Origin of the sequence: Nonomuraea corallina (genome assembly GCF_027620315.1) — a bacterium.
Classification (GTDB): domain Bacteria; phylum Actinomycetota; class Actinomycetes; order Streptosporangiales; family Streptosporangiaceae; genus Nonomuraea; species Nonomuraea corallina.
The window spans coordinates 1-23,416 of sequence record NZ_JAPNNL010000067.1 but is presented as its reverse complement, the minus strand read 5'-3'; the positions used below and the strand labels follow the sequence as shown (position 1 = coordinate 23,416).

General features: G+C 70.0%; 27 protein-coding genes. 14 read left to right on the top strand and 13 right to left on the bottom strand.

The annotated features are described in order from the left end of the window. The first annotated feature begins 37 nt into the window (after positions 1–37). The 3 genes from OUY22_RS18210 (at position 38) to OUY22_RS18200 (ending at position 3,812) form a co-directional block, all read left to right on the top strand. A complete protein-coding gene (locus tag OUY22_RS18210) occupies positions 38–1,660 on the top strand; it encodes an LCP family protein (RefSeq protein WP_270156206.1) in 1,623 nt (540 codons plus the stop codon). A gap of 152 nt (positions 1,661–1,812) precedes the next feature. Further along, positions 1,813–3,009 (top strand): acyltransferase family protein, encoded by a 1,197-nt coding sequence (locus tag OUY22_RS18205; RefSeq protein WP_270156205.1) that lies wholly within the window; start codon positions 1,813–1,815, stop codon positions 3,007–3,009. A gap of 89 nt (positions 3,010–3,098) precedes the next feature. Continuing rightward, positions 3,099–3,812: an acetoacetate decarboxylase family protein gene (locus tag OUY22_RS18200; protein WP_270156204.1), complete on the top strand. Its 714-nt coding sequence runs from the start codon at positions 3,099–3,101 to the stop codon at positions 3,810–3,812. Positions 3,813–3,819: 7 nt separating this feature from the next. Here the strand turns inward: OUY22_RS18200 and OUY22_RS18195 are convergent, their stop codons facing one another. From OUY22_RS18195 to OUY22_RS18170, 6 genes are all read right to left on the bottom strand, one after another. Then, positions 3,820–4,704, bottom strand: coding sequence for a glycosyltransferase (locus tag OUY22_RS18195; RefSeq protein WP_270156203.1), 885 nt, complete (start codon positions 4,702–4,704; stop codon positions 3,820–3,822). A 188-nt stretch (positions 4,705–4,892) separates the two neighbouring features. After that, entirely contained in the window at positions 4,893–5,660 is a 768-nt protein-coding gene (locus OUY22_RS18190; protein WP_270156202.1) for a CDP-alcohol phosphatidyltransferase family protein, read from the bottom strand. After that, on the bottom strand, positions 5,638–6,678 hold the full coding sequence (locus OUY22_RS18185) for an iron-containing alcohol dehydrogenase family protein (RefSeq protein WP_270156216.1): 1,041 nt from the start codon (positions 6,676–6,678) through the stop codon (positions 5,638–5,640). Before OUY22_RS18185 ends, OUY22_RS18190 begins: the two co-directional genes overlap by 23 nt. 27 nt (positions 6,679–6,705) lie before the next feature. Next, positions 6,706–7,440, bottom strand: a complete 735-nt coding sequence (locus OUY22_RS18180) for a phosphocholine cytidylyltransferase family protein (protein WP_270156201.1) — start codon at positions 7,438–7,440, stop codon at positions 6,706–6,708. Positions 7,441–7,516: 76 nt separating this feature from the next. Next, entirely contained in the window at positions 7,517–8,140 is a 624-nt protein-coding gene (locus OUY22_RS18175; RefSeq protein ID WP_270156200.1) for a DUF5941 domain-containing protein, read from the bottom strand. Further along, a complete protein-coding gene (locus OUY22_RS18170; RefSeq protein ID WP_270156199.1) occupies positions 8,137–9,591 on the bottom strand; it encodes a CDP-alcohol phosphatidyltransferase family protein in 1,455 nt (484 codons plus the stop codon). The genes OUY22_RS18175 and OUY22_RS18170 overlap by 4 nt, the downstream gene beginning before the upstream one ends. 95 nt (positions 9,592–9,686) lie before the next feature. Between OUY22_RS18170 and OUY22_RS18165 the strand changes: the two genes are divergently transcribed. Next, positions 9,687–10,940: a bifunctional cytidylyltransferase/SDR family oxidoreductase gene (locus OUY22_RS18165; protein ID WP_270156198.1), complete on the top strand. Its 1,254-nt coding sequence runs from the start codon at positions 9,687–9,689 to the stop codon at positions 10,938–10,940. A gap of 114 nt (positions 10,941–11,054) precedes the next feature. Here the strand turns inward: OUY22_RS18165 and OUY22_RS18160 are convergent, their stop codons facing one another. Then, the gene (locus OUY22_RS18160; protein ID WP_270156197.1) at positions 11,055–12,071 is read right to left on the bottom strand and encodes a glycosyltransferase family 2 protein; all 1,017 of its coding nucleotides are present in this window, start codon (positions 12,069–12,071) and stop codon (positions 11,055–11,057) included. 84 nt (positions 12,072–12,155) lie between these two features. Here OUY22_RS18160 and OUY22_RS18155 point away from each other — a divergent pair, with 84 nt between their 5' ends. Genes OUY22_RS18155 through OUY22_RS18140 form a run of 4 tightly spaced genes read left to right on the top strand, consistent with a single transcriptional unit; the run spans position 12,156 to position 15,706 of the window. Then, positions 12,156–13,592 carry an LCP family protein gene (locus OUY22_RS18155; protein ID WP_270156196.1) on the top strand — a complete coding sequence of 479 codons (1,437 nt, stop codon included), beginning with the start codon at positions 12,156–12,158 and terminating at the stop codon, positions 13,590–13,592. A gap of 34 nt (positions 13,593–13,626) precedes the next feature. Next, the gene (locus OUY22_RS18150; RefSeq protein WP_270156195.1) at positions 13,627–13,974 is read left to right on the top strand and encodes an STAS domain-containing protein; all 348 of its coding nucleotides are present in this window, start codon (positions 13,627–13,629) and stop codon (positions 13,972–13,974) included. Between the two features lie 59 nt (positions 13,975–14,033). Continuing rightward, positions 14,034–14,876: a GNAT family N-acetyltransferase gene (locus OUY22_RS18145; RefSeq protein ID WP_270156194.1), complete on the top strand. Its 843-nt coding sequence runs from the start codon at positions 14,034–14,036 to the stop codon at positions 14,874–14,876. Beyond that, entirely contained in the window at positions 14,873–15,706 is an 834-nt protein-coding gene (locus OUY22_RS18140) for an LLM class flavin-dependent oxidoreductase (RefSeq protein ID WP_270156193.1), read from the top strand. Before OUY22_RS18145 ends, OUY22_RS18140 begins: the two co-directional genes overlap by 4 nt. Before the next feature lie 77 nt (positions 15,707–15,783). Here the strand turns inward: OUY22_RS18140 and OUY22_RS18135 are convergent, their stop codons facing one another. After that, on the bottom strand, positions 15,784–15,954 hold the full coding sequence (locus OUY22_RS18135) for a hypothetical protein (RefSeq protein ID WP_270156192.1): 171 nt from the start codon (positions 15,952–15,954) through the stop codon (positions 15,784–15,786). Positions 15,955–16,084: 130 nt separating this feature from the next. Here OUY22_RS18135 and OUY22_RS18130 point away from each other — a divergent pair, with 130 nt between their 5' ends. Beyond that, complete coding sequence (locus OUY22_RS18130) at positions 16,085–16,717, top strand: TetR/AcrR family transcriptional regulator (RefSeq protein WP_270156191.1); 633 nt, start codon at positions 16,085–16,087, stop codon at positions 16,715–16,717. Further along, complete coding sequence (locus OUY22_RS18125; RefSeq protein ID WP_270156190.1) at positions 16,718–17,158, top strand: acyl-CoA thioesterase; 441 nt, start codon at positions 16,718–16,720, stop codon at positions 17,156–17,158. Positions 17,159–17,353: 195 nt separating this feature from the next. Here the strand turns inward: OUY22_RS18125 and OUY22_RS18120 are convergent, their stop codons facing one another. Next, on the bottom strand, positions 17,354–18,157 hold the full coding sequence (locus OUY22_RS18120) for an alpha/beta fold hydrolase (RefSeq protein WP_270156189.1): 804 nt from the start codon (positions 18,155–18,157) through the stop codon (positions 17,354–17,356). A 97-nt stretch (positions 18,158–18,254) separates the two neighbouring features. Here OUY22_RS18120 and OUY22_RS18115 point away from each other — a divergent pair, with 97 nt between their 5' ends. From OUY22_RS18115 to OUY22_RS18100, 4 genes are all read left to right on the top strand, one after another. Then, positions 18,255–18,902, top strand: a complete 648-nt coding sequence (locus tag OUY22_RS18115; RefSeq protein WP_270156188.1) for a TetR/AcrR family transcriptional regulator — start codon at positions 18,255–18,257, stop codon at positions 18,900–18,902. A 299-nt stretch (positions 18,903–19,201) separates the two neighbouring features. After that, positions 19,202–19,348: a hypothetical protein gene (locus OUY22_RS18110; protein WP_270156187.1), complete on the top strand. Its 147-nt coding sequence runs from the start codon at positions 19,202–19,204 to the stop codon at positions 19,346–19,348. An 85-nt stretch (positions 19,349–19,433) separates the two neighbouring features. Next, complete coding sequence (locus OUY22_RS18105) at positions 19,434–20,570, top strand: 5'-methylthioadenosine/S-adenosylhomocysteine nucleosidase (RefSeq protein ID WP_270156186.1); 1,137 nt, start codon at positions 19,434–19,436, stop codon at positions 20,568–20,570. Between the two features lie 20 nt (positions 20,571–20,590). Next, positions 20,591–21,061 carry a hypothetical protein gene (locus tag OUY22_RS18100; RefSeq protein WP_270156185.1) on the top strand — a complete coding sequence of 157 codons (471 nt, stop codon included), beginning with the start codon at positions 20,591–20,593 and terminating at the stop codon, positions 21,059–21,061. A 27-nt stretch (positions 21,062–21,088) separates the two neighbouring features. On the opposite strand, the gene OUY22_RS18095 is transcribed toward OUY22_RS18100, so the two are convergent. From OUY22_RS18095 to OUY22_RS18080, 4 genes are all read right to left on the bottom strand, one after another. After that, a complete protein-coding gene (locus OUY22_RS18095; RefSeq protein ID WP_270156184.1) occupies positions 21,089–21,277 on the bottom strand; it encodes a hypothetical protein in 189 nt (62 codons plus the stop codon). A 108-nt stretch (positions 21,278–21,385) separates the two neighbouring features. Continuing rightward, positions 21,386–22,261, bottom strand: coding sequence for a DUF3037 domain-containing protein (locus OUY22_RS18090; RefSeq protein WP_270156183.1), 876 nt, complete (start codon positions 22,259–22,261; stop codon positions 21,386–21,388). 15 nt (positions 22,262–22,276) lie between these two features. Beyond that, the gene (locus OUY22_RS18085) at positions 22,277–23,062 is read right to left on the bottom strand and encodes a HipA family kinase (RefSeq protein ID WP_270156182.1); all 786 of its coding nucleotides are present in this window, start codon (positions 23,060–23,062) and stop codon (positions 22,277–22,279) included. A 140-nt stretch (positions 23,063–23,202) separates the two neighbouring features. Continuing rightward, positions 23,203–23,416: hypothetical protein (locus OUY22_RS18080; RefSeq protein ID WP_270156181.1), on the bottom strand; the 214-nt coding region annotated here is incomplete at its 5' end.

Below are 23,416 nucleotides of genomic sequence, written 5' to 3'. Positions count from 1 at the left end.
CCGGCGTATGACGCGCAGCGACGAGGCTAGGGGGCGCATGAGTGACTACAGAGGCGTGTCCGTAGAGGACACCAGGGCCGCCCCGCCCCAGCCCGGCAGCAGGATGGCGCGCAGGCTCGCCGCCGCGGCGCCGCCTCCCAAGGACCCCCAGCGCGGCAACCGGGGCAAGGACGGCGGCGGCGGAGGCGGCAGGATGCGCGTGCTGGCCTGGGTCAGCATCGCCACCACCTCCCTGATGGTCGCCGGCTCACTGACCGGCTACGTCGTCTATCGCGACGCGCTCGACGCGATCAACAAGAAGAACGTCAAGGAAGACATCATCACCCCGCGCCCCCGCGACACCGGCGCGCTGAACGTGCTGCTGGTCGGCTCCGACACCCGCGCGGGCGACGGCAACGCGAGATACGGCCAGGAGACGGCCCGGCTGGCCGACGCGGGCGGCAAGCGCACCGACACGATCATCCTGCTGCACATCTCCCCCAACCGCGACCAGGCGCGGCTCGTCAGCTTCCCGCGCGACTCGATGGTCGACATCCCCAAGTGCAAGAACGAGAAGACCAAGCAGGAGATGCCGCCCCACCGGTCGATGATCAACTCGGCGTACAACGACGGCGGCATCGCCTGCACGATCTCCACCCTGGAGACGCTGACGGGCATCCGCATCAACCACTTCGCCGAGGTCGACTTCAGCGGCTTCAAGAACATCGTCGACTCCCTGGGCGGCATCGAGATCTGTCTCAAGTCCGGCGTCAACGACAAGAACTCCAAGCTGGTCCTCCCGCCCGGCAAGAGCCTGCTCGACGGCGAGAAGGCGCTCGGCTACGTGCGCCTGCGCAACTACGGCGACGGCAGCGACATCCAGCGCATCAAACGCCAGCAGATCTTCCTCAGCAAGGTCATCGCCAAGGCCACGAGCAACGACCTGCTCACCGACCCGGTCAAGCTCACCGGCTTCATCAAGTCGGCCGCCCAGTCGGTGACCATGGACCCCGACCTGGCCAACGACCCGCAGAAGCTGCTCGACATCGCCGCCAGCGCCAAGGACCTCACCGCCAAGGGCGTCAAGCTGACCACCGTCCCGTGGATGCCCGACCCCGAGGACAAGAACCGCGTCGTCTGGCAGCAGCCCGCGGCGGGCGAGCTGTTCAACTCCATCGTCAACGACACCGAGCTGCCCGAGCCCGAGCCGTCCGCGACGGCCGGGCCGAAGGTCGCCGTCAAGCCCGGCCAGGTGCGCATCCAGGTGCTCAACGCCACCGGGGTGCCGGGCAAGGCGCGCGAGGTCGCGGACCAGCTCGCCAAGGAGGGCTTCCAGGTCGTCGGGCTGGGCAACTACTCCGCCGAGGGCGGCGCCCCGGTGGCGGCCACCGAGGTGCGCTACCCGAAGGCGGCCGAGACCGGCGCCGACCACGCCGGCGTCCTGGCCAAGAAGCTCAACCCGGGGCCGGATCCCCAGGCCGGCAAGGTCAGACCCGGCACCACCGAGCCCTATGTGCCCACGGTCGCCCCCACCACCACGCCGGCCGCAGCCGGCAAGAAGGGGCCGGTGCTCCAGCTGGTCATCGGCAGCGACTTCAAGGGCGTCCGGGTCACCAAACTGTCGGAGGCCGTGGAGAAGAACACGATCAACGCCTCCCAGCAGCGCAACGTCTGCGTGTAAGGCACCTGCAAGTTGACTGTGGAACAGTCAGGCCGTGAGACAGGACCCGCACCAAGGGATATCGTGGTGCGGGTCGGCGACAGCGGCTCGCCCTCGCAGGCGCTGTCGCCTGTCGTGTTCCCCGGCCCCGAGCGAAGCTGAGCGACTTCCCAGTGTCTGACACCCAGTACTCCCCACCGGTCCACGCTCCCGGCGATGAGAGTGCGGGACCGGCCAACACGGGAGCCCGGTGGCCGCTCCCCGGCGAAGGGCTCTTCACCCCCCGCCCGGACCAGGCGCCGGCCCAGCCGGCGCGCGAGTCGGCGCGGGAGCCGGAGCCACAGGCCGAGCAGCCGGCCAAGCGCAGGCGCGACCCGTACCTCGACAACGTCAAGTTCGTGCTCATCGCGCTCGTCGTCGTGGGCCACTCGCTGGTGCCGACCCTCGACGCCGACTCCAACCGGGCCCTCTACATCTTCATCTACACCTTCCACATGCCGCTGTTCGTGCTGATCAGCGGCTACCTGTCCAGAAACTTCTGGAACTCCAACGCCAAGACCAACAAGCTGGTCGACACCTTCCTCGTGCCGTACGTGATCGTCGAGGTCGGCTACGCCGCGCTGCGCTTCGCCCTCGGGCAGAAGTGGAGCCTGACGATCATCGACCCGGCCTGGCTCAACTGGTATCTGCTGGCGCTGCTGTTCTGGCGGCTGTCGACGCCGGTGTGGAAGCGGATGAAATTCCCCATCCCGGTGGCCATCGCGATCTACCTGTTCGCCGGGTTCTCCGAGATCTCCGGCGACTTCAGCATGGACCGGTTCTTCGGCCTGCTGCCGTTCTTCGTGATCGGGCTGGTCATGCAGCCGGAGCACTTCGAGCTGCTCAACCGGCTGTGGATCAAGATCGTGTCGGTGGTCACCATCCTCGCCGCCGCGGCCGTGGCCATCCTCATCGCGCCCAGGGCCCCGCTCGCGCCGTTCTACTTCAAGAACAGCTACGAGAAGATGGACCTGTCCTGGTACATGGGGCTGGGCGTGCGCACCGGGCTGCTGCTGTGCAGCCTGGCGCTCTGCTTCGCGCTGCTCGCGCTGGTGCCCAGAGGCGAGACGTGGTACTCCGATCTCGGCACCCGCACGCTCTACTGCTACCTCCTCCACGGCATCCCGGTGCTCATCGCCAAGGACCAGGGCTGGCTCAACCTGCCGTGGCTGCACGGCCCGCTGGGCGCCCTGGCGATCAGCTTCAGCTGCTTCGCGCTGGCGATCGTGCTCTGCCTGCCGGAGACCCGGACGGTCTTCAAATGGGTGCTGGAGCCGCGCCTGACCTGGCTCTACCGCCGTCCTTCGCGAGGCCGGGCAGCAGGAAGTTGAGCGGCGGTCCCCCGGCCCCGTCGTTCGCGGTACAGAGCCGGTCCATGGGGTGATGGTCACGGCGTTCGGCGGTTGATGTACTAGGAGCCATGGCATCGCATCTGATCCAGGGCAGGACGGTGACCATGCCCGTCCGGGTGCGGGACGTGATGGTGTGCGGCGCTCTCTACCTGGTCCGTGCCGACGCCGCGCGGGCCGTGCTCGCGTACTCGGGGCTGGACGTGGCCGAGGTGCTGCCCGGCAAGGCCGTCTGCGTGCTGGTGTTCGCCGACTACCGCGACGGTGATCTCGACTCCTACCACGAGTTCGCCATGGCGTTCCTGATCCGGCGGCCGGGCACGACGGGCTCGGTGGGGCTCGGCGACCTGCGGAACGCGGCCGCGTTCGTCCACTGGATGCCGGTCGACCAGGGCTTCACGCTGGAGGCCGGGCGGGCGCTGTGGGGCGTGCCGAAGGAACTGGCGGACATCGACCTGCGGCTCGGCACCCCGTACAAGCGGTGCATCCTGCGCAGGGACGGCAGGCTCGTGCTCGACATGCTGATCAAGCCCGGCGCCCCGCTGCCCGGTCCCGGCCCGGTGATCGCCCTGGACGCCTACACCCACCGCGACGGCCGCACCCGGCGCATCCCCTGGGCCCTGCGGACCCGGGGAGTGCGGGTGCGCCCCGGCGGCGCGCTCATCCGGCTCGGCAACCATCCCATCGCCAAGGAGCTGAGCGAGCTGGGCCTGCCCAGGCGCCCCCTGCTGGCCGGCACGGTCGCGCACGCCGGCATGGCGCTGGAAGAGGCGGAGATCGTCTGAGAGGGCCTCAGACGATGGGCGGGCGGCCGAGCTTCACCATGCGCCAGGCCGTCTTCCAGGCCATCGGACGGCGCTCACCGGCGGGGGTGCGCAGGCCCTCGAAGAAGCCGGTGAACCAGGCCTTCAGCGACTCCTTGGAGCCCAGCTCCCGGATCAGGGTCAGCACCACCCAGTCGAGCAGGTAGATCACCGCCAGCGGCCACGGCAGGTTGCGGCGGGCCAGCCACACGCGGTTGCGCGCGTTCAGCCGGTAGAACTGGGCGTGGCGGGTCGGCGGCACCTGCGGGTGGTACATGACCGTCTCGGCGTCGTACTCGATCCGGTAGCCCTCGCCCAGCAGCCGCCAGGCCAGGTCGGTCTCCTCGTGGGCGTAGAAGAACCGCTCCGGCAGCCCGCCCACCTGGAGGAAGGCCGAGCGCCGGACGGCGGAGGCGCCGCCCAGGAAGGTCGTCACCGGCGAGCTGCGCTCCGGGTCGCCGGCGCGCAGGCGGGGGACGTGACGGCGCTGTCCGACGCCGCCGTCGGGGTCCATCACCCGGAAGGAGATGACGGCCAGGTCGGGCTCGGTGGCGAAGCGGTGCCTGACGTGCGCGGCCACCTTCTGGTTGGCGTACCAGCCGTCGTCGTCGAGGAACAGCACCACGTCACCGGAGCACTCCTCGACCCCCCGGTTACGGCCTGCGGGGATGCCCGTATTGTGGTCGAGCCGGATCGTTTTCACGGTCGCCGACGAACCAGCGGGTGGCGTCGCGGACAGCTCGGGCACGTCCGCGCCGTTGCCCACGATCACCACCTCGACGTCGCCGTCGATCTGGTCGAGCGCGGACGCGACCGCCCGGTCCAGCTCCGCGACCCGGTTACCCATGGTGAGGATGACGCACGAGATCTTCAACGCATCATCGTCCTGACGCGTCGGGAGCACGGGCGGAGCAATCTTTCATGATCACCGAGTCTGCTGGTTCGCATATTTCCTGATATTGGTGGAGCTAAGCGTATCGGAACCGGTAGTGAACCCCCACCGAACCGCCAATGTCCGATCAATAGGACGGACGAGGGCCGCCGCCGGTTCCGGAAATCGCATCACGCCAGCCGCCTCGACGCGAGAATGCTGACCAGATGCAGGACAACCTGTAGCCCGGCCGCGACCACACAGGCCACCACGAGCACCCGGGTGGCCAGCAGATCGCCCCGCACCACGTCGATCACCGCCGTCGCCAGCGCGAGCAACGACAGCTCGATCGGCTGCACGATCCGGTGGAACCCGGTTGCCGCGAGCACCCGCCGGCCCAGCCCCAGCAGCCCCGAGCGGAACTGCACGGCCGCCGCCTCGGTGGCGGGGGGCAGGCCGCCCTTGGCCCGCGCGACCTCCACCAGGTCGGACTCCGCCTTGATCAGGATGGCGCCGAGCGCCGCGGCGAAGCCCAGCACCGTGTACCAGTCAGGCAGCACGGCCGACGCCCGCCAGCCCAGCCCGGCCAGCAGCGCCGCCTCGGTGAAGTAGGCGCCGACCCGGTCGAGGTAGACGCCGGTGAGCGAGGTCTTGCCGGTCCACCGGGCCAGCTCGCCGTCGGAGCAGTCGAGCAGCAGATAGACCTGCACCAGCAGGGCGGCTCCCACCGCCGCCCACAGCCCCGGCAGCGCCACCACCACCCCGGCCGCGACCCCCGCCAGCGTCATCACCCAGGTGAGCTGGTTGGGCGTGACCGAGGTCTTGGTCATCAGCCAGGTGACGTAGATCGACAGCCTGCGCATGTAGAGCACGCCCGCCCAGTGCTCACCGTTGCGGCGGTCAAGATGGCCGGCGGGCTGGGCGACCCCGCGCAGCTCAGCGACCGAAGGCCCGGACATAGTCCTCCACCCGATCGCGGATCTCCGAGTCCTGCAGGCGCAGGTGCTCCAGGATCGTGTAACGGCCGGGACGGGTGGACGGCGCGAGCGCCACCGACTGGGCGAACTGCTCGCTGCTCAGCCCGATGTCGCCCGGCAGCACCGGCAGCTCGTGGCGGCGCAGGCAGTCGGTGACCTGCCGGAGTCGCGCCTCGTCCTCCCGCAGGAAGTAGCAGAAGGCGGTGCCGATCCCGGCGAGCTCGCCGTGGTTGGAGGTGCCGGGGAAAAGCTGGTCCACGGCATGCATGATTTCATGGTCCCCGCCGCTCGCGGGCCGAGATGACCCGGCGACCACCATCGACATGCCCGACAGGATCAGAGACTCGGCCAGCACGGTCAGGAACGCGTCGGACTCGATGGAGTCGGCCCTGCCCAGCAGCGCCTCGGCCGCCGTGCGCGCCATCGAGCAGGCCAGCCCGTCGATCGGCTCGCCCCGCTCGACGTTGCTGAGCTGCCAGTCCTCGCACGCCGACAGGTTGCTGAGCACGTCGCCCACGCCCGAGCGGACCAGCGACCGGGGCGCGTTGTGCACGAAGTCCAGGTCGACCAGGACCGCCAGCGGCATCGGCACGCCGAACGTGCCCTTGCCGCCCTCGTACAGCAGGGAGGCCGTCGGCGAGCAGATGCCGTCGTGGGACAGGTTGGTGGCGACGGCGACCATGGGGATGCCGGCCAGCGAGGCGGCGTACTTGGTCGTGTCGATGGTCTTGCCGCCGCCCACGCCCACGACCACCTCGTAGGCGCCCTTGCGCAGCTCGCCGCCGAGGGTGACGGCGGCCTCCACACTGCCGTCGGAGACGCGGAACACCTCAGCCTCGTCCAGCGTCGGCGCGATCAGGCTCTCGATGTGGTCGCCCTGACCGGGGCCGACCGCGACCGCCACCCGGCCCGAGGTGGCGACCCTGCTGTCGGCGAGCAGCGCGCCGAGCTGGGCGACGGCGCCGCGCCTGACCTCCATGGTGAGCGGCGCGGGCAGCATCCTCGCTAGAAGCGGCATCCGGCCCCCTCAGTAGCGGACGGCGATGGCTCGGGCCTTGGCGAGGTCGTCGTGGTTGTCCACCTCGACCCAGTCGACCTCGCCGATGGGCGCGACGTGGATCGCCTCGCCGCGCTCCACCATCTCCTGGTAGCCGTCCTCGTAGTAGAGCTGCGGGTCGCGTTCGAACGTGGCCTTGAGCGCGTCGGCCAGACGCTCGGCGGCGCCGGGCCTGATGAGCGTGGCCCCGATGTACTCGCCGTAGGCCTCGGCCGGGTCCATCAGCTTGGTGATGCGGCGCAGCGCCCCCTCCTCGGAGAGCGTCACCTTCATCTCCTCGTCGGCCAGCTTCTTCACGTCGTCGACGGCGAGCAGGATGTCGCTGGTCTCGGGGGCGGCGAGCAGCGTCTTCTCGACCGACACGGGGTGCACGGTGTCGCCGTTGACCAGCAGCGCGCCGCGGGCGAAGTGGTCGCGCGCGCACCACAGGGAGTAGGCGTTGTTCCACTCCTCGGCCTTGTCGTTGTGCACGAGGGTGAGCTCGACGCCGTGGCGCTCCTCGAGCTCGCGCTTGCGCTCATGTACGGCCTGCGCCGCGTAACCGACGACGACCACGACCTCGCGCAGGCCCACGGCGGCCAGGTTGCGCAGCGAGATGTCCATGATCGTGGTGTCGCCGTCGACCGGCACGAGCGCCTTAGGCAGCGTGTCGGTGTACGGCCGCAGGCGTCGTCCGGCTCCAGCGGCCAGCACCATTCCCAGCAACGTGCACTCCTCAGTCGAGCATGACTACGTAGGCCCAAAGGTTAGTTGCCTTTCGGCCCGCTGCGGGTAATCCGCCTCAGTCTTGTGCCCCGGCGTCCGCCGCGCGCGCCCCGGTCCGCGGCGCGGCGAGCCAGCACGTGAGGCTCTCCCAGCCGAACGCCCCCCACAGGTACGCGGCCAGCAGCGCGAACCCGCCGGTCACCCAGCCCACGAGCGCGAACAGGCCGAGCACCAGCATCCGCCCCTCCCAGCCGAGGCCGAGCGCGGCCAGCCAGGGCGGCGGGTAGACCCGCTGCCGCATCCGGTAGACCAGGTCGTAGTGGTGGAAGGCGGCGGCCCCGAGCACCAGGAAGATCAGCAGCGGGGGCACGTCGTAGGCGAAGCCGCAGGCGGCGATGAAGGAGTACTCGATCGCGCGCAGGACGGGCGGCGCCATCCAGTCGTACCGGCCGTCGTGCGGGTGGGAGCTGCCGGGCCCGGCCAGCAGCAGCGTCACCAGCGGCGCGAACACGGCCAGCCCGCCGGCCCCCGCCATCCCCATCAGCAGCAGGATCCCGGTGACGAAGGCGGCGGCGGCGAGCGGCGGCAGCGGCGGGAGCTGCCCGGCCACGAGCATGCCCATGCCGCGCGAGAGCGGCCCGTCGTCGCGGTAGGCGACGACCTTGCCGCGCGGCACCGGGACCATGTGAACAGAGATCATTCCGCGGACCTCACCATCCGGCCGGCGAGCTGGTAGACGGCCGCCACGCCGCCCCAGCCGAGCAGCGCCACGAACGTCACCCGGGCGTCGGACAGGGCCGCCGTGACGGCGATCAGCGCCGTGCGCTCCCCGATGGGCAGCGCGACGATCCTGCGCAGCCAGTGGACGGCCGAGCCGCGCCGCACCCGCTGGGCGATCCTCAGCAGCCCCTGCCGGGGACGGACGCCGCGGGCGGCGGCGGCCGGCTCCTGCAGGGAGCGGACCGGCCCCGCCCACAGCGGGCCGACCTGGCCGGCGTCCCACACCGATCCGGCGTACGAGAAGTGGATCGAGTGGCGGACCGACTGCAGGATCATCGCGGCCACGGCGAGGAACCAGATCCCGTCCGGGTTGCCGCCGCCGGAGGCGTGCGTGGCCACGTAGCCGTAGGCCAGCCCGACGTAGACCGCGTACTCCTTGAGCCGGTCGGCCATCCCGTCGGCCCACGCCCCGAGCGGCGTGAAACCGCGCGTGTAGCGCGCGAGCTGGCCGTCGAGGCAGTCGAGCGCGAACGACAGGTAGAACAGCACGGCCCCGGCCACCAGCGCGCCCCGGCCGCCGGCCGAGAACCAGATCGCCGCCAGCACCGCCAGGCCGATCGAGATGCCGGTGACGGCGTTCGGGGTGAGCCTGAGCGCGTGCGCGGGCTTGATCAGGCGCCGGGTCAACGGCGAGACGCAGTGGGAGGCGAAGAAGCCGTCGTCGGACTTCACCGCGCGGTCGAGCCGGACCTCGTCCTCGTCCACCTCGGCCAGCCGCTCGATCGCCGCGTCGGCGGAGGTCTGGGCGGTGGCCCGGGTGCTGTGGAGCGGCCCGAGCGCTGCCGGGCGCACCCGCGCGCCCGACCTCACCAGGCCGACCAGCAGCAGGTCGACGGCCTCCGCCGGGGTGACCGGGCCGAGCCTGCCCGACTCCGCCAGCTCGGCCAGCTCCTCGGCGACGTCGGCGAGCGCGCCGAGGTCGGCCTCGCCGACCTGCACCACGCCCGCGAACGCGGCGTTGGCCTCGGGAACGGTGTGGAACGAGCTGCCCGCCGCGGTGATCCGCCCGCCCTCGATCCGGAGCGGCGGCCGCGTCGGCCCCACCGCGGACCCGGCGGCGACCAGCGCCCGCGTGTCGCGCGCCGGGTGCTCCAGCAGCATGGCCAGCGCCTCGGTGTGCGCCACCAGGTCGCCGGGGACCAGGGCGACCGCCCCCACCGCCACGCGGGCCAGCTTGGCCACGCCGCGCAGGTCGGCGGCGAGCCCGCCGTCGGACGTCAGGACCTGGACCTCCCGCACCCGCAGCGCGGTGAGCTGACCGGTGAGCCGGTCCAGCAGTGTGCCCTCGCGGCAGCCGAGCCGGCCCCCGGGAGTCGTGGCGAGCAGCACCGCCCACACGGCCGTGCCGCTCCCCGTGAGTGAGTCTGTCAAGGCGCGGATCCTCCCGTGCGATGAGGGAGCGCGTGACACACAGCGTAGCGATCGGTCCACGCGATAGCACGGACCAGGACCGTTACCCTCGAACTATGATTTCTCGGCTGCCCTCCATCGGCGTGGTTCTCGCGGGCGGCGTCGGTCAGCGTGTCGGACACACCGAGCCGAAACAGCTCATCAAGCTCGCCGGGCGGACGATCCTGGAGCACACCATCGCGCTCTTCGACGCGTCCGACGCCATCGACGAGGTGGTCGTGCTGATGACGCCGGGGTTCGTGGAGCCGGTGCGCGAGCTGGTGCGGCGGTGCGGGTTCGGCAAGGTGACCGCGGTCGTCGAGGGCGGCGAGAGCCGCACCGAGAGCACCTGGCGGGCGTTGCGGGCGGTGGGTGAGCGGGAGTGCAACGTCCTCCTGCACGACGCCGTACGCCCGCTGCTGGAGCCCCGGATCATCGCCGACTGCGTCCGCGCCCTGGAGACGTACGAGGCCGTGGAGGTGGCCATCCCGAGCTCCGACACGGTGCTGGTCGCCGAGGGCGACCTCGTCCGGGAGGTGCTGGACCGGTCGCGGCTGCGGCGCGCGCAGACGCCCCAGGCGTTCCGGCTGTCGGTGATCCGCGAGGCGTACCGGCGGGCCATGGCCGACCCGGACTTCGCCACCCGCCAGGCGACCGACGACTGCGGCGTGGTGCTGCGCTACCTGCCGGAGGTGCCGATCCACCTGGTGCCGGGCAGCGAGCGCAACCTGAAGGTCACCCACCCGCTCGACCTGTCCATCGCCGAGCGGCTGCTGCGCCTGGCCGCCGCGAGCGCGCCCGCCCCCGCCCCGGCGGACTACCGGCGTGTCCTCGGCGGCCGGACGCTGGCGGTCTTCGGCGACGGCGCGCGGCTCGCCGCCCTGGCCGGGGGGCACGGCGCGGCGGTGCGCTCCTTCCCCGCCCAACTGGCCGGTACGGAGGAGCAGGCGGCCAAGGCCCTGGCCGAGGCGGGCCCCGTGGACCACGTGGTCCACCTGTCCGTCCCCGTGGACGGCGAGCTGGCGGGCGCCCGCGCCGAGGCGGTGGCGCTGGCCTGCCTCGGGGCGGCGAACGTCGCGCGGGCCGCGTACCCGCTGCTCAGGGAGAGCGGCGGCGCGCTCGTCCTGCTGGCGGGCGGCGGCGACGGGAGCGTCGCCGCGCCGGCCAGGGCGGCGACCGCCGAGCTGGCGCGGGTGCTGGCGGCCGAGTGGGCCGGGCACGGCGTCCGCGTCAACGCGGTGCTCACCGGGCCGTCGACCGGCGGCCAGGCGGCCCGAGCCTGCCTCGACGCCCTGGTCTCCGGGCTGACCGGCCAGGTCGTCGAGACCTGAGCGCCCGGATCGCCTTCGCGCACGGCTCCCGGCATCCGGCGGGACTCGTGGGCGGACATGAGGGCGCCGCCCCGCCGGTGGGCGGCGAGGCGGCGCGGGGAGGTTCCGGAGGCGTCAGCGGGGCGGGCGGGCCAGCCCGCGCGGGCTGGTGAGGAAGCCCCAGCCCCACGACATGTGCATGGTCGCGTACACCACGGGCAGCCACAGCCTGGCCTTCCACGGCAGCCCGCTCCCGGTCAGCATCGACCCCGCCACGATGGCCGCGGCGTACCCGCCGGGGACGATCAGCCCCAGCGGGAAGAACGGCGCGACCACCAGCCCGAGCAGGATCGCCAGCACCGCGACCGGCGGCGCGAGGTAGCGCAGGTTGATCGTGCCCTCGTGGGTGCGCGCGACCACCCGCCGCCACCTGCCGTAGTGGAAGTACTGCTTGGCCAGCGCCTTGACGTTGGGCCTCGGCCGGTAGGAGACCCGCATCCGCGGCTGGAACCACACCAGGCCGCCGGTCTGGCGGATGCGGTGGTTCATCTCCCAGTCCTGGGCGCGCTGGAAGTGCTCGTCGTAGCCGCCCACCCGGTCGAGCGCCGAGCGCCGGAACACGCCGAGATAGACGGTGTCGGCGGGCCCGGCCGTGCCGCCGACGTGGAAGGCCGCGGCGCCCACCCCGATCTTCGAGGTCATCGCGCGCGCGACGGCCTGCTGGAACGGGCTGACGCCCTCGGCGGCCATCACGCCGCCGACGTTGTCGGCGCCCGTCTCGTACAGGGTCTCGACCGCCACCCGCAGGTAGTCGGGCGGGAGCATGGCGTGGCCGTCGACCCTGGCGATGATGCCGTTGCGGGAGGCGGCGATGGCGGCGTTGAGCGCGTTGGGCGTGCGGCCGGTGGGGTTGGGCACGACGACCACGCGGCGGTCGGCGGCGGCGATCGCGTCGGCGACCTCTTGCGTGCGGTCGCGTGACGGTCCGATGGCGAGGACGACCTCGATCTCGCCCGGGTAGTGCTGGGCTAGGACCTGGTCGACGGCTTCGCGGAGATGGCGCTCCTCGTTGAGGACCGGCATGACGACGGAGATGGGGGGCCAGCCACGCGTCTCCGCTGGCGCGTGCGGCGAGTCGGGGAACTGCTTCATGGCGGGGCTCACGCTACTGTACGACCACGGGAGGACGGCAATCGACGGCGCAATCCTCCGGCGGCACGGAGGGGGGACACGGCCATGCGCGACCCGAGCGAGGACGACGCCGGGGTGATCGTGGGCGGCGACGCCTACGGCGGCGTCAAGCTCGCCGGCGTACGGCGCAGGCCGCGCAGAAGCGCCCGGGTGCGCCGGCGCAACGCGATCGTCGCCGGCCTGCTGTCCATGGGCGTGCTGGTCGGCACCGGCGTGGTGTGGGCGACCCCGCGCCAGATCGGCACCGTCGACGCGGGGGTGGAGGAGACGGCGCCGCGCGGGGCGGAGAACATCCTGCTGGTCGGCGTCGACAAGCGCGACGACCTCACCCGTAAGAAGCAGAACGAGCTCAAGCTCGGCCGCGAGTCCGGCCAGCGCACCGACACCATGATGGTGATCCACCTGTCGGAGGACCACAGCAGGATCACCGTCGTCAGCCTGCCGCGCGACACCTGGACGACGATCCCCGGCAAGGGCGACCACAAGATCAACGCGGCCTACCAGTTCGGCGGCCCGAAGCTGACCGTGCAGACGGTCCAGCAGGCCACCGGCCTGAAGATCAACCGGTACATCGAGGTCAACGTGCTCGGCTTCATCGACGTGGTCGACTCGCTCGGCGGCGTCACCGTCTGCACCCCCGTGCCGATCAACGACCCCAAGACCGGGCTCGAACTCGCCGCCGGCACCCACGAGCTCCAGGGCGTGCAGGCGCTGGGCTACGCCCGCACCCGCGCCACCGCCCGCTCCGACCTCGACCGGATCGACCGCCAGCAGCAGGTGATCTCGGCCCTGCTCAACCGCGCGCTGAGCGCCGACACGCTGGCCAACCCGGCCAAGCTGGCCTCGTTCGTCAACACCACGCTCGGCACCATCAAGGTGGACCCCGACGACGGGCTGCTCGGCCTGGCCACCCAGCTCAGGGACGTCAAGCTCGACAACGTCCAGTTCGCCGACGTGCCGCTGACCGACGTCGACTACCGCACCCCCACCGGCGAGTCGGCGGTGCTGTGGGACAAGCAGAAGGCGCGCGAGCTGTTCCGGGCCATCGAGGCCGACCAGGACCTGGTCAAGCCCACCCCGAAGGCGAGCCCTTCGGGCAGGACGTCGGCCAAGCCGGCCGCGGTCGCGCCGGACCAGGTCACGGTCAAGGTGCTCAACGGCACGCTGATCAGCGGTCTCGGCGCCCGGACGCGGACGGCCCTGATCGCCTACGGCTTCCGGGTGCCCGACGACGCGGGCAACACCAAACGCAAGGACTACAAGAAGACGGTGGTGCGGCACGCCGCCGGCCAGGAGGCCGCCGCCCGCGCGGTCGCCGCCGCCATCCCGGGGGCGGACCTGCGCCAGGCGGACGTGGACGGGATCGAGGTCGTCCTCGGCGCCGACCAGCCGAAGGTGGCCAAGCCCCGGACGAGCCCGTCGGCGAAGCCGAGCGCTACCCCGACCGCGGAAACCGCAACGCAGAACATCTGCAAGAAATAGGTTAACAATCCCCCCTGAGGGCAACCTTTTCCCCATGGTGGTCAGGTGCTGGCAGGAGGATCTCTGCACGGTCGTCGGCGTCTCGGGTGAGCTCGACGTGGCGGGCGCGCCCCGGCTGCGGGCCGAGCTGGAGCCGGTCCTCTCCACTCCGGGCCCGCTCAACCTGGTCATGGACCTGAGCGAGGTGCCGTTCTGCGACTCCGTGGGGCTGGGCGTGCTGGTCTCGACGCTCAACCACGTGCGACGCACCGGCGGCAGGCTGATCCTGGTCCTCCAGGAGGGCATGATCAGCCACCTGCTGACGATCACGAACCTGGACCGCCACTTCGAGACGAGCCCTTCACTCGCCGACGCGCAGGCGGCGCTCGGCACCGCCGCGTAGACCCCGGCCGGCATGCGAGACGATGTCCGAGGTCGTCCCCTCGCCTGTGGAGGCATGCGTTGTTCGATGAGTTCCCCGAGCCCGCGCGGTCGCAGCTCGGGTCCGCCCACGGCGAGGGCAGGACACGGCCGGAGTGGTGTTTCGTGGACGGCCCGGCCCGCCTGGCGCTCTGGGCCCCTTTCGCCGGCGCCGAGCCGGTGCTCGTCTGGCAGTTCGAACCGGGCCCCGACCCGGCCGCCGCCGCGCGCCTGCTGCGCCGCGCCCAGGCCGCGTCCGGGGTCGCCAAGCTCATCCATGACATCCCGCTGCCGCCCGGCCTGTCACCGCTCGTCGACCGGGCCCTCCAGCACGAGTCGCTGACCGGCGCCGGGTTCACGATGGAGGTCGAACGGCTGCTGCTCGAATGGCGGCTCGGCAGCGACCTGCCCGCCGACCCCGGCCGGCTGACCTACCGCCCGGCCAGGGAACTCGACCCGGCGCGGGTGCTCGACGTGCTCGTACGCATCTCGTACGGGTCGCTCGACTACGACACGCGGCAGGAGCTGGCGACGGCGGGAGCCGAGCACGAGGCCCGCTGGATGTACGACGACCTGATGAACCGCAGGGGCAAGCCCGGCTGGTTCGTGCTCGGCTACCTGGACGACGAGCCGGTCGGCCTGGTCGCGCCCGACGACCACTCGATCGCCTACATCGGGGTGGTGCCGGAGCACCGCGGCCGCGGCTACGTCGACGACCTGCTGGCCCACGGCACACGGACGCTGGCCGAGGCCGGGGTCGAACGCGTCGTGGCCGCCACCGACGTGGCCAACACGCCGACGGCGGCGGCGTTCCTGCGGGCCGGCTACTCCGAGGTCGGCCGCCTGTTCCGCTACTACTGGCGCATGGCTCGGGAGGCACCATGAGACTGGGCGTGATCTTCGACAGGGACCTGCCGCCCGAACAGCTGGTGCCGGTGGCGCGCGCGCTCGACGACCTGGACCGGGTGGACGACCTGTGGGTGGTCGAGGACCTGGGCTGGACCGGCGGGATCTCCTCCGCCGCCACCGCCCTGGCCGTCACCTCCCGGCTGCGCGTCGGCCTCGGCATCGCCCCGGCGCCGCTGCGCAACCCGATGCTGCTGGCCATGGAGCTGGCCAACCTCGCCCGGCTGCACCCCGGCCGGCTGGCCGCGGGGATCGGGCACGGGGTGCCGGCCTGGATGGCGCGGGCGGGGGCCGCGGCGCCGTCTCCGCTCGCCCTCCTGGAGGAGACGATCACCGCCGTACGGGCGTTGCTGCGGGGCGAGACGGTGACCATGGCGGGCCGGTCGGTCCAGTTGGACGGGCTGTCCCTGGTGCATCCGCCTGAGGTGGTCCCGCCGGTGCTGGCGGGCGTCCTGCGCCCGCGCTCGCTGGCGCTCTCGGGCCGGGTGGCGCAGGGCACGATCCTGCCCGAGGGCTTCGGCCCCGACCGGGTCCGGCAGGCGCTCGGCCAGATCGCCGCCGCCGGCGACCACGAACTCGTCGTCTTCACCTACCTGCACGTCGGGCCGGGGTTCCCCGGTCACCTCGCGGCGGAGCAGGCGGCGTTCCTGGACGTGGCCGCCGAGGAGGTGGCGATGGCGGTCGGCACCCCCGAGGAGGCGGCGGCGCACGTCAGGGCCCTGTGGTCGGCGGGCGCGGACACGGTGCTGGTCCGTCCCGTCGCCGCCGATCCCCTCCCCCACGTGACGGCCCTGCTCGCCGCGCTCTGACGCCCTCGCGCCACCCGGCAAGTCCGATCGCTCCGCCCTGAAGCGCGCCCGGAGCGATCGGACCATGCCGCCGATCCTCAGTCGCCGTCGTTGTCGTCCTGGTCGTTGTCGTCCTGCGGGTTGGTGACCACGACGTCCGGATCGTCGTCCCCACCGTCGCCCCCGCCTCCGCAGGCACCCGTCAGTCCGAGCACCCCCACCATGGCGGCCGTGGCGAGCATGGCCTTGTGGCTCCTCCGACGCAGCATGCGCATCTCCTCAGCTCAAGGGCTTTACTGTCGCTTTCTCCTTATCCGCCGAACAGCTGGTTTAACGGGTGAGCCACGCGATCACCCGGCTCTCAAACTAAACGACCGATCGTTCATATAGTATGGAGACATGACAGACGACGGACGCCTGCTGCGCGGCCGGCGCAGCAGGGAGGCGATCCTCGGCCAAGCCGTCAGCCTGGCCTCCGTGGAGGGCCTCGACGGGTTGTCCCTCAGCCGCCTGGCCACCGCGCTCGGCATCAGCAAGTCGGGGTTCTTCGCCCACTGGCGCGACAAGGAGCAGCTCCAGCTCGACGCCGTCGACTGGGCCGTCCGCCAGTGGACCGAGCGGATCATCTCCCCCGCCCTGCACGCCCCCAGGGGCGTCCGGCGGCTCTTCGCGCTGCACGAGGCGCGGCTGCGCTTCTACACCGACCGGGTGCTGCCCGGCGGCTGCTTCTTCCTGACGGTGCAGACCGAGTTCGACGACCGCCCCGGCCCGGTGCGCGAGCGCGTCTCGCAGGCGATGCGCGACTGGCTGGCGCTCCTGCGGCGCGTCGCCGCCGAGGCGGTCGAGTGCGGCGATCTCCGGCCCGACGTCGATCCCGCCCAGCTCGCGTACGAGATCGAAGCCCTCGGCGAGCTGGCCGTCGCCCATTCACGGCTGTTCAGAGAGCCTCAGGCCATCACCTACTCGCGCCGCGCCGTCCTGCAGAGGCTGCGCGCGCTCTGCCCCGACCCCGCACTCCTGCCGGAGGACTGAATGACCGACGAAGGGCACTACGAACCCGTCCACGTCCACTTCGACGACCTCGACCTCATGGGCCTGCTGCACAACTCGCGCTACTCCCTGCTGGTGGAGCGCGCGATCGCCGCCTACTGGAACAGACTCGGCTGGACGCCGGACCCCGCCACGTCGGCCTTCAAGGACGTCTCCTTCGCCGTGCGCGAATTCAAGATCACGTACCGGACGCCCGTCACGGCGGCCGGCGAGCTGGCGGTGCGCCTGTGGATCGAGAACATGGGCAGCAGCAGCGTGGTCTACGGCTTCCTCGTCCTGTCGGCCGACCACGAGACCACCTACGCGGAGGGCTACCGCGCCGTGGTCAACCTCGACCCGGCGACGTTCCGCCCCACCCCGATCAGCGCAGAGTCCCGGGCCGCCGCCGAGCCCCTCTTCCTGCGCGCGACGACGCCCCGCTGACAAACCCGGCGGCCCCGGCGAGGCCGCCCCGGCTCCTGGGCGGCGAGCACCACCACGTCGATCTCGATCTGGGTGCGGTGTGCGGGGTCCGGCACCACGCCCGAACCCACCTCCGACGGGAAGTCCCCGTAAAGACTGCGGTCGGCATTACAGAAGCGTACTTCTGTATGTCCTTCTGTATGTCTGCCCATCGCGTCACCCGGACTCGGCGAACCGCCTGAGGACGGGGGCGAGCACGTCGGCCTCGACGCCGTGGTTCTCCCCCTTGACGACCTGGAGGGTCGCGGTCGGCAGGAGGTCGGCGACGGCGCGGGCGCCGACCATCAGCCACGGCTCGGTGCCGTCGCCGTGCATGGCGAGAACGGGGACGTCGACCGTGGCCCAGCGGTCCTTGTCGAGCGGTTTGCCCGCCATGGTGTCCGCCACGAACCGTCCGTCGTAGGCGATCGTGTGCGCCACCTCCTCGACGGCGGGCCAGAACGGGCTCTGCCGCATGCCGGCCACGACCTCGGCGGGCATGCCGATCGCCGCGGTGAAGAACACCTCCACGGCGTCGCCCGGACGGCCCTTGGCGATGGCGTCGTCGAGCCGCTGGACGTAGTCGGGCGGCACGGGCGGGCGGGAGTCGTCGATGATGAACGGCGGCTCCCACAGCACCAGCCGGTTGATCGGCAGCCCGGCCGCCGCGGCGTCGAGGGCCAGGGCCGCGCCGGAGGAGGCGCCGCAGACCATGGCCGGCGCTCCGGCGTCGTCGATCAGTGCCGCCAGGTCCTCGATCTCGCGTTCCGTCGCGTACGGGGCGGTGTCGGTGCTCTGGCCGCGCCCGCGCCGGTCGTAGGTGTACGTCCGGAACCCGTCGCGGAGCAGCTCACCCACCTGCGCTCCCAGCGGGTTGACGGCCCGGTGGGAGGTCGCGCCGTCGACCATGATCAACGGCTGCCCTTCGCCCACCGCGTCGAACGCGATGATGGTGCCGTCCTTGGAGCGAACCGTCCCCATGATGGATCTCCTCTGTTTCTCAGAACTGGACGGTACAGTACTCTTCTTGGTACGGAACTGTCCAGTACTATCCTTGCCGAGGCTTCGAGGAGGTGTTGTGGACCCACAGCAGAGCGGTGCCCGGCCGGACGGCGGACGCACCGCCAGGAAACGGCGCGCCATCCTGGCGGCCGCCACCGAGGTGTTCCTGCAGAACGGCTACCTCGGCGCGAGCATGGACGAGGTGGCCGCCAAGGCCGCCGTGTCCAAGCAGACCGTCTACAAGCAGTTCGCGGACAAGAAGCACCTCTTCGCCGAGATCATCCTCGGCACCACCGCCCACCTCGTGGACGGCTTCGAGCAGACGTACGGGAGCATCCTCGACGAGGCCACCGACCCGCGCCAGGCCCTGCGCGACCTCGCCCGCGACTTCCTCGCCAACCTCACCCGGCCCGACGTCCTCCAACTGCGCCGCCTGGTCATCGCCGAAGCCGACCGGTTCCCCGACATCTCCGGGGCGTGGTTCGAGCGCGGCTTCCACCAGTCGCTGGTGCTGCTGGGCCAGGCGCTGGAACGCCTGGCGGACCGCGGGCTGCTGCGGAAGCCGGCGGACCCGACGCTGGCGGCGTACCAGTTCGCCGGGCTGGTCATGTACAAGCCGATGAACCAGCTGATGTTCGCCGGCGCCCAGGCGGGCCCGGACCCCAAGGAACTCGACCACATCGCCGACCAGGCGGCGGAGGCGTTCCTGGCGGCGTACGGCTGACGGGATCAGCCGACGGGGGTGGCCGCCTGGTTCGCGCCTGCAAACCTTTCGCCCGAAGCCGGGCACAGGCTACGGTTTCACCTGAACTCCGGCAACTCGTGCGGCGCAGAGTTCCATGGCGATTCTGAGGAAGTACTCGCAGCCGATCATCGTCGATCGCGACTGGGACCCACGGCGAGCGGGCAGCGCCTACCTCCTGGAACTCACCGATGGCGACCTGACCACCATGACGGCCGGGCCACCCGCGTACGACATGCCTTTCATGCGGATGACCCGGGCTTGCGTGGTCCGGCAATCGGATGGAAGCCACCGACAGCGAGGCGCTGATCCCACGCCCGCCGCTGACCACCGCTGCTCTGCGGATGGCAGCCGCCCAGATCGCCCCGGCGTACTGCGACCAGGCGACAGAGCAGGCGGCGAGGCAGGGCCACGTGAAGCCGGGATAGGCTGCCGGTCCTCCTCATGGCTACGTCCTCCCGTGCGGAGGTTTGGACGGGCCCGCGCTGGGCGGGTGGGCTCTGTTCGTACCAGATGCCGGAGGTGATAATGAGGACCCGCGGTGAGGTGAGGTTCTCGATGCCGGAACAGATCATCGTGCTGACAGCCCTCGAAGTCGAGTACAACGCTGTCTACCAGCATCTGACGGAGTTGGAGACGGATGAGCACGAATCCGGGACCACCTTCGAAATCGGCACGATGCACGGCTGCCCGTGGCAGGTGGTGATAGCCGAACTCGGTCCCGGCAACCTTGGAGCCGCCGTGGTCACGACACAGGCGATCCAGCGATTCTCGCCCCGTGCCGTACTCATGGTGGGGATCGCAGGCAGCCTGGCTCCGGACAAGGTCAAACAGGGCGACGTCGTCATTGGCACCAAAACCTACTGGTACCACTCGGCCAAACACGAGGGCGAACGTGTCTTGGCTCGCCCGGACAGCTGGCCAGGATCCCACCGTCTGCTGCAGCGGGCCAAAGTGGTAACCAGGAGAAGACCGTGGGGTCAGGCGAGGTTCGGGGTTCACACGAAGCCGATAGCCTCGGGCGAGGTCGTGTTGAATTCGGCCGAGTCCCCGCTCAAGAACCAGTTGCGATTCCACTACAACGACGCCGTAGCCATCGAGATGGAGAGCGCGGGCCTGTCCAACGCGGCCCACGTGTCGAAGATCGACGCCCTCACGATCCGCGGCATCAGTGACCTGGCCGACGGATTCAAGCACGACGCCGATGCGGACGGCTGGCAGCAAACCGCCGCCGACAACGCGGCCACGGTCGCCCGGTGGCTGATCAGGCTGATCAGTGACATCGACACCACGGTGACCTCGATCAGCGACTACATCGGGCGGCCCACACCCGAGTCCCTCGCCCGACTGCAGCGACGAGTCGCCTTTTTCGTCACGAGTGTCGGGGAGATCAGCACGCGAACGGGCACCATTTCCCTCAGCATGGCAGCCACGCGGCTGGGGGAGCTCCGCGACCGAATCCTTGAGGACTTGACCGACGTCGAGAATCACCTGGGGCCTGTGGAACCGGAACAGGACGTGATTCGGCGCGCGGCTCTGTTCTCCCTCCGGCAAGACGTCCCAGCCATCGTCGCCGGACTCGCCGACGCCACCATCCGCGCGAAAGCCTACACCCTCAACGACCGCGTCTCGAGACTCCACTCACCATGAGGGACAATGATCCATTCGCCATGCTGGACGAACAGATCGAACGGACCCAGAAGGAGGTCCGCCGAGCGTTCTCCCACCCGGCTTCCGACGATCCCTTCGCCGCGCTCATGGGCGCTTTGGACACGCTGAACAGGCACCTGACAAACCTCATCGACCTGACCAGTAACGAACAGCGACGTGCCAAGGGAACGCGGAAGGTTCTCCTGCGCAACCTGCACGCCCAGACGGAGAATGCTTTCTGGGCCAGCGTCGATCTGCGAGAGTGGCGCGCCTACGGCCAAGCTCCACTCACCGTCGACGACTGGATAAGGTTCAGACCCAACGTGTCGGAACGCGAGAAGAAGCTCTTCAAAGAACTGACCGACCTCCTGGACTGCCTGGCCGAGATGAGAACCGACGCTTCCGCCACTGGTGCTCAGGAGCCGCGCAAGGTCGAGGTGCGCATCATTCTTCCGGAACCCATCACCGAAATGCGCGACAAAACCGCCTGACGCGGGGCCTTCGGGGGCCCTGGTCCGTCAGGAGGTGGCCGCCGGGTGCGGGTCGCCGAGGTACGGGAACCGGTCCAGGGTGTCGGTGTGCGGCGTCAGTCCGGTGGGCGGCGCTTCGTTCTTGGTGAGCAACGCGACGCGGATGTCGATGACGTCTTCGGTGAACGTCCGCCCATTGGGGTACGCGGCCGGCTGGGCCGGGTCGAAGTGCAGCACGTCCGGCAGCAGGCCGTGTTCGTCGTACGGCTGACAGGATCAGCCGTACGACGCCAGGTTCCGAGCCGAGGACCTTCAACTTGTCACGGCCCGTGGGCAGACCAGAAGCTACCGAAGCGTTTGCGCCAACTCGGCCGCCTTTGACGTGACAGCCGACACGTCAGCGAGATCATGAACATCAGCGGAAAGATTCCGAAACACCTGCTGGGCTTCTTCGAACGCATCCCGCTGCTGGTGAGTCTGGGGCGGAGCGATCACCACCTGCAGGTCAACGTTGGCGCTGATGGTGCTCGTTCGGCCGGCCGAGTCGATGACCCGTGCTTCTTCGCCCCTCCGCAGCCGCTCGAGCGCGTACCCCCAGGCCTTCACCTTCATAGGAACGTCGTCAACCTGGGCGAGCTGGAATGACCATGCCTGCGTGAGTTGAACTGCTCTGCCATTCGCGATCGCGAAATCGATGGGTGTGTGCACGCGAGCGCCCACGAAGATCTCGACTTTGGAGCGGATCAGACTCTCTTGGATCATCGCTCGTTTGAATGCTTCTCGAAGGTTACGACGCAGATCGTACTTAGTGACATGCGGCTCCTTCGACGGCGTCACGGGATCGATGATGAGGTGATCGAACACGAAGGCGAGGGCTTCTTGTGGGTCGTTCGCCAGTATCGGTGCAGGCTCGCTGAACTGGACGACGTTCCGATGATTGCGGTGTAGTGTCGCCAGCCAGTCCTCTCCGAGAGGCTCGGCATCGTCCTCCATGAGGGCGGCCTGGTTCTGGTCGATCTCCTCACCGAGGGCTATGAGGCAACTCGTGGCCGCCTCGAGAGCCGGCCCGCCGACGAACTTGCGGATCCTTTCAGTATTGCTCAGTTGCCTGACCGCCCACCGGCCAGTGAGAGGATCTCCGGCAACAGCCCCGATGTTGACGAATTCACCGGTGCGCGGGTCCGGGAGACAGCGAACAACCGAGTAGACGTAACGACTCATTGGACCGACCTCCCTTCAAATCAACGCTCGTACCCTGGCTGCAACCTCTGACGCCCGATGTTCGAGGAACCAACCGAGGGCTTCCAGATCGTCATCGGTCACTGGCCACGATGCTGGCACGCTACGCACAACGTTGACGAGAGCATCGCGGTTGATTCTCTCAAGTGCCTCTGAGACTCCCCGGACCGCCTCTGGGGCGAGGCCTGCAGCGGGGTCGGGCAACTCGTTCGGCTCGTCGACGCATCGCTGCAGGAGTTCCGCCCTGATGCTCCCGTCGTGAGGCGGCAGGTACAGGCCATGATCGTGGCTGTAGATAGCTCGGTCGTCGTCCAGATCGTGGAGCCATTGCGCATCATCACCGAAGCACCAGTCATACAGGGCGTAAAGCCCAACGTGGCGGCTGCGGTTGTCGTTCTGCACGCGGTGCCGCAACGCCGGTCGTGACTCCACCGCCTGCTCTATCGCCGCACTCGCATGTGCGATGCCAGGTTGGAGCTTGCCGAACGGCATCGGCCAGTCAGCGAAATCTTCGGGGATCCTGATCAGGCTACTGTCGCACACCGGCGCACCGATCAGGCGCCCCGCCTCGGCTACTACATATTCAACGGCAAGCGAGCCGCGTGCGAATTCCTGGCAACCATCCAGCGCCTTGACGAAGTAGCGGCGCCCGTCGTTGGCCAGGACCTGAAAAGGGCTCGCGAATGATTGGCCGACTGAGCCGATGAGGGCACGTACGTATAGACCATCGAAGTGATCGTGCCGGCCCCGGACCAGACCAGACCAGTCGCGCAGATCAACCACAGTGCCCTCCTCTCGGCGACCTCTCCACGAGGCGAAACAATAGAGGAATACGGGACCTCATGCAGGCATCACCGACAGACTGTTCCGAACTCGAACGGTTCCATCGCGAACGAGGGCCGTCGCGATACGGACGGGCGCCCTCAGGAGGCCGGGCCGCGCGGTTCTTCCGCTCGCTCATCAAGGCCCGGATCGAGGAACATCCCAGTAATCTTCTGGCGTATCGCTGATGCGGACCGACGAGCTTCCAATATTGCTGGCAGAAATTCCTCATACCGCATGCTTCTTCTGGTGCGGTATGAGGGTGGATTCATGACCATTTCCGAAATTCGACGGACAGTGACGATCGTGTAGAAG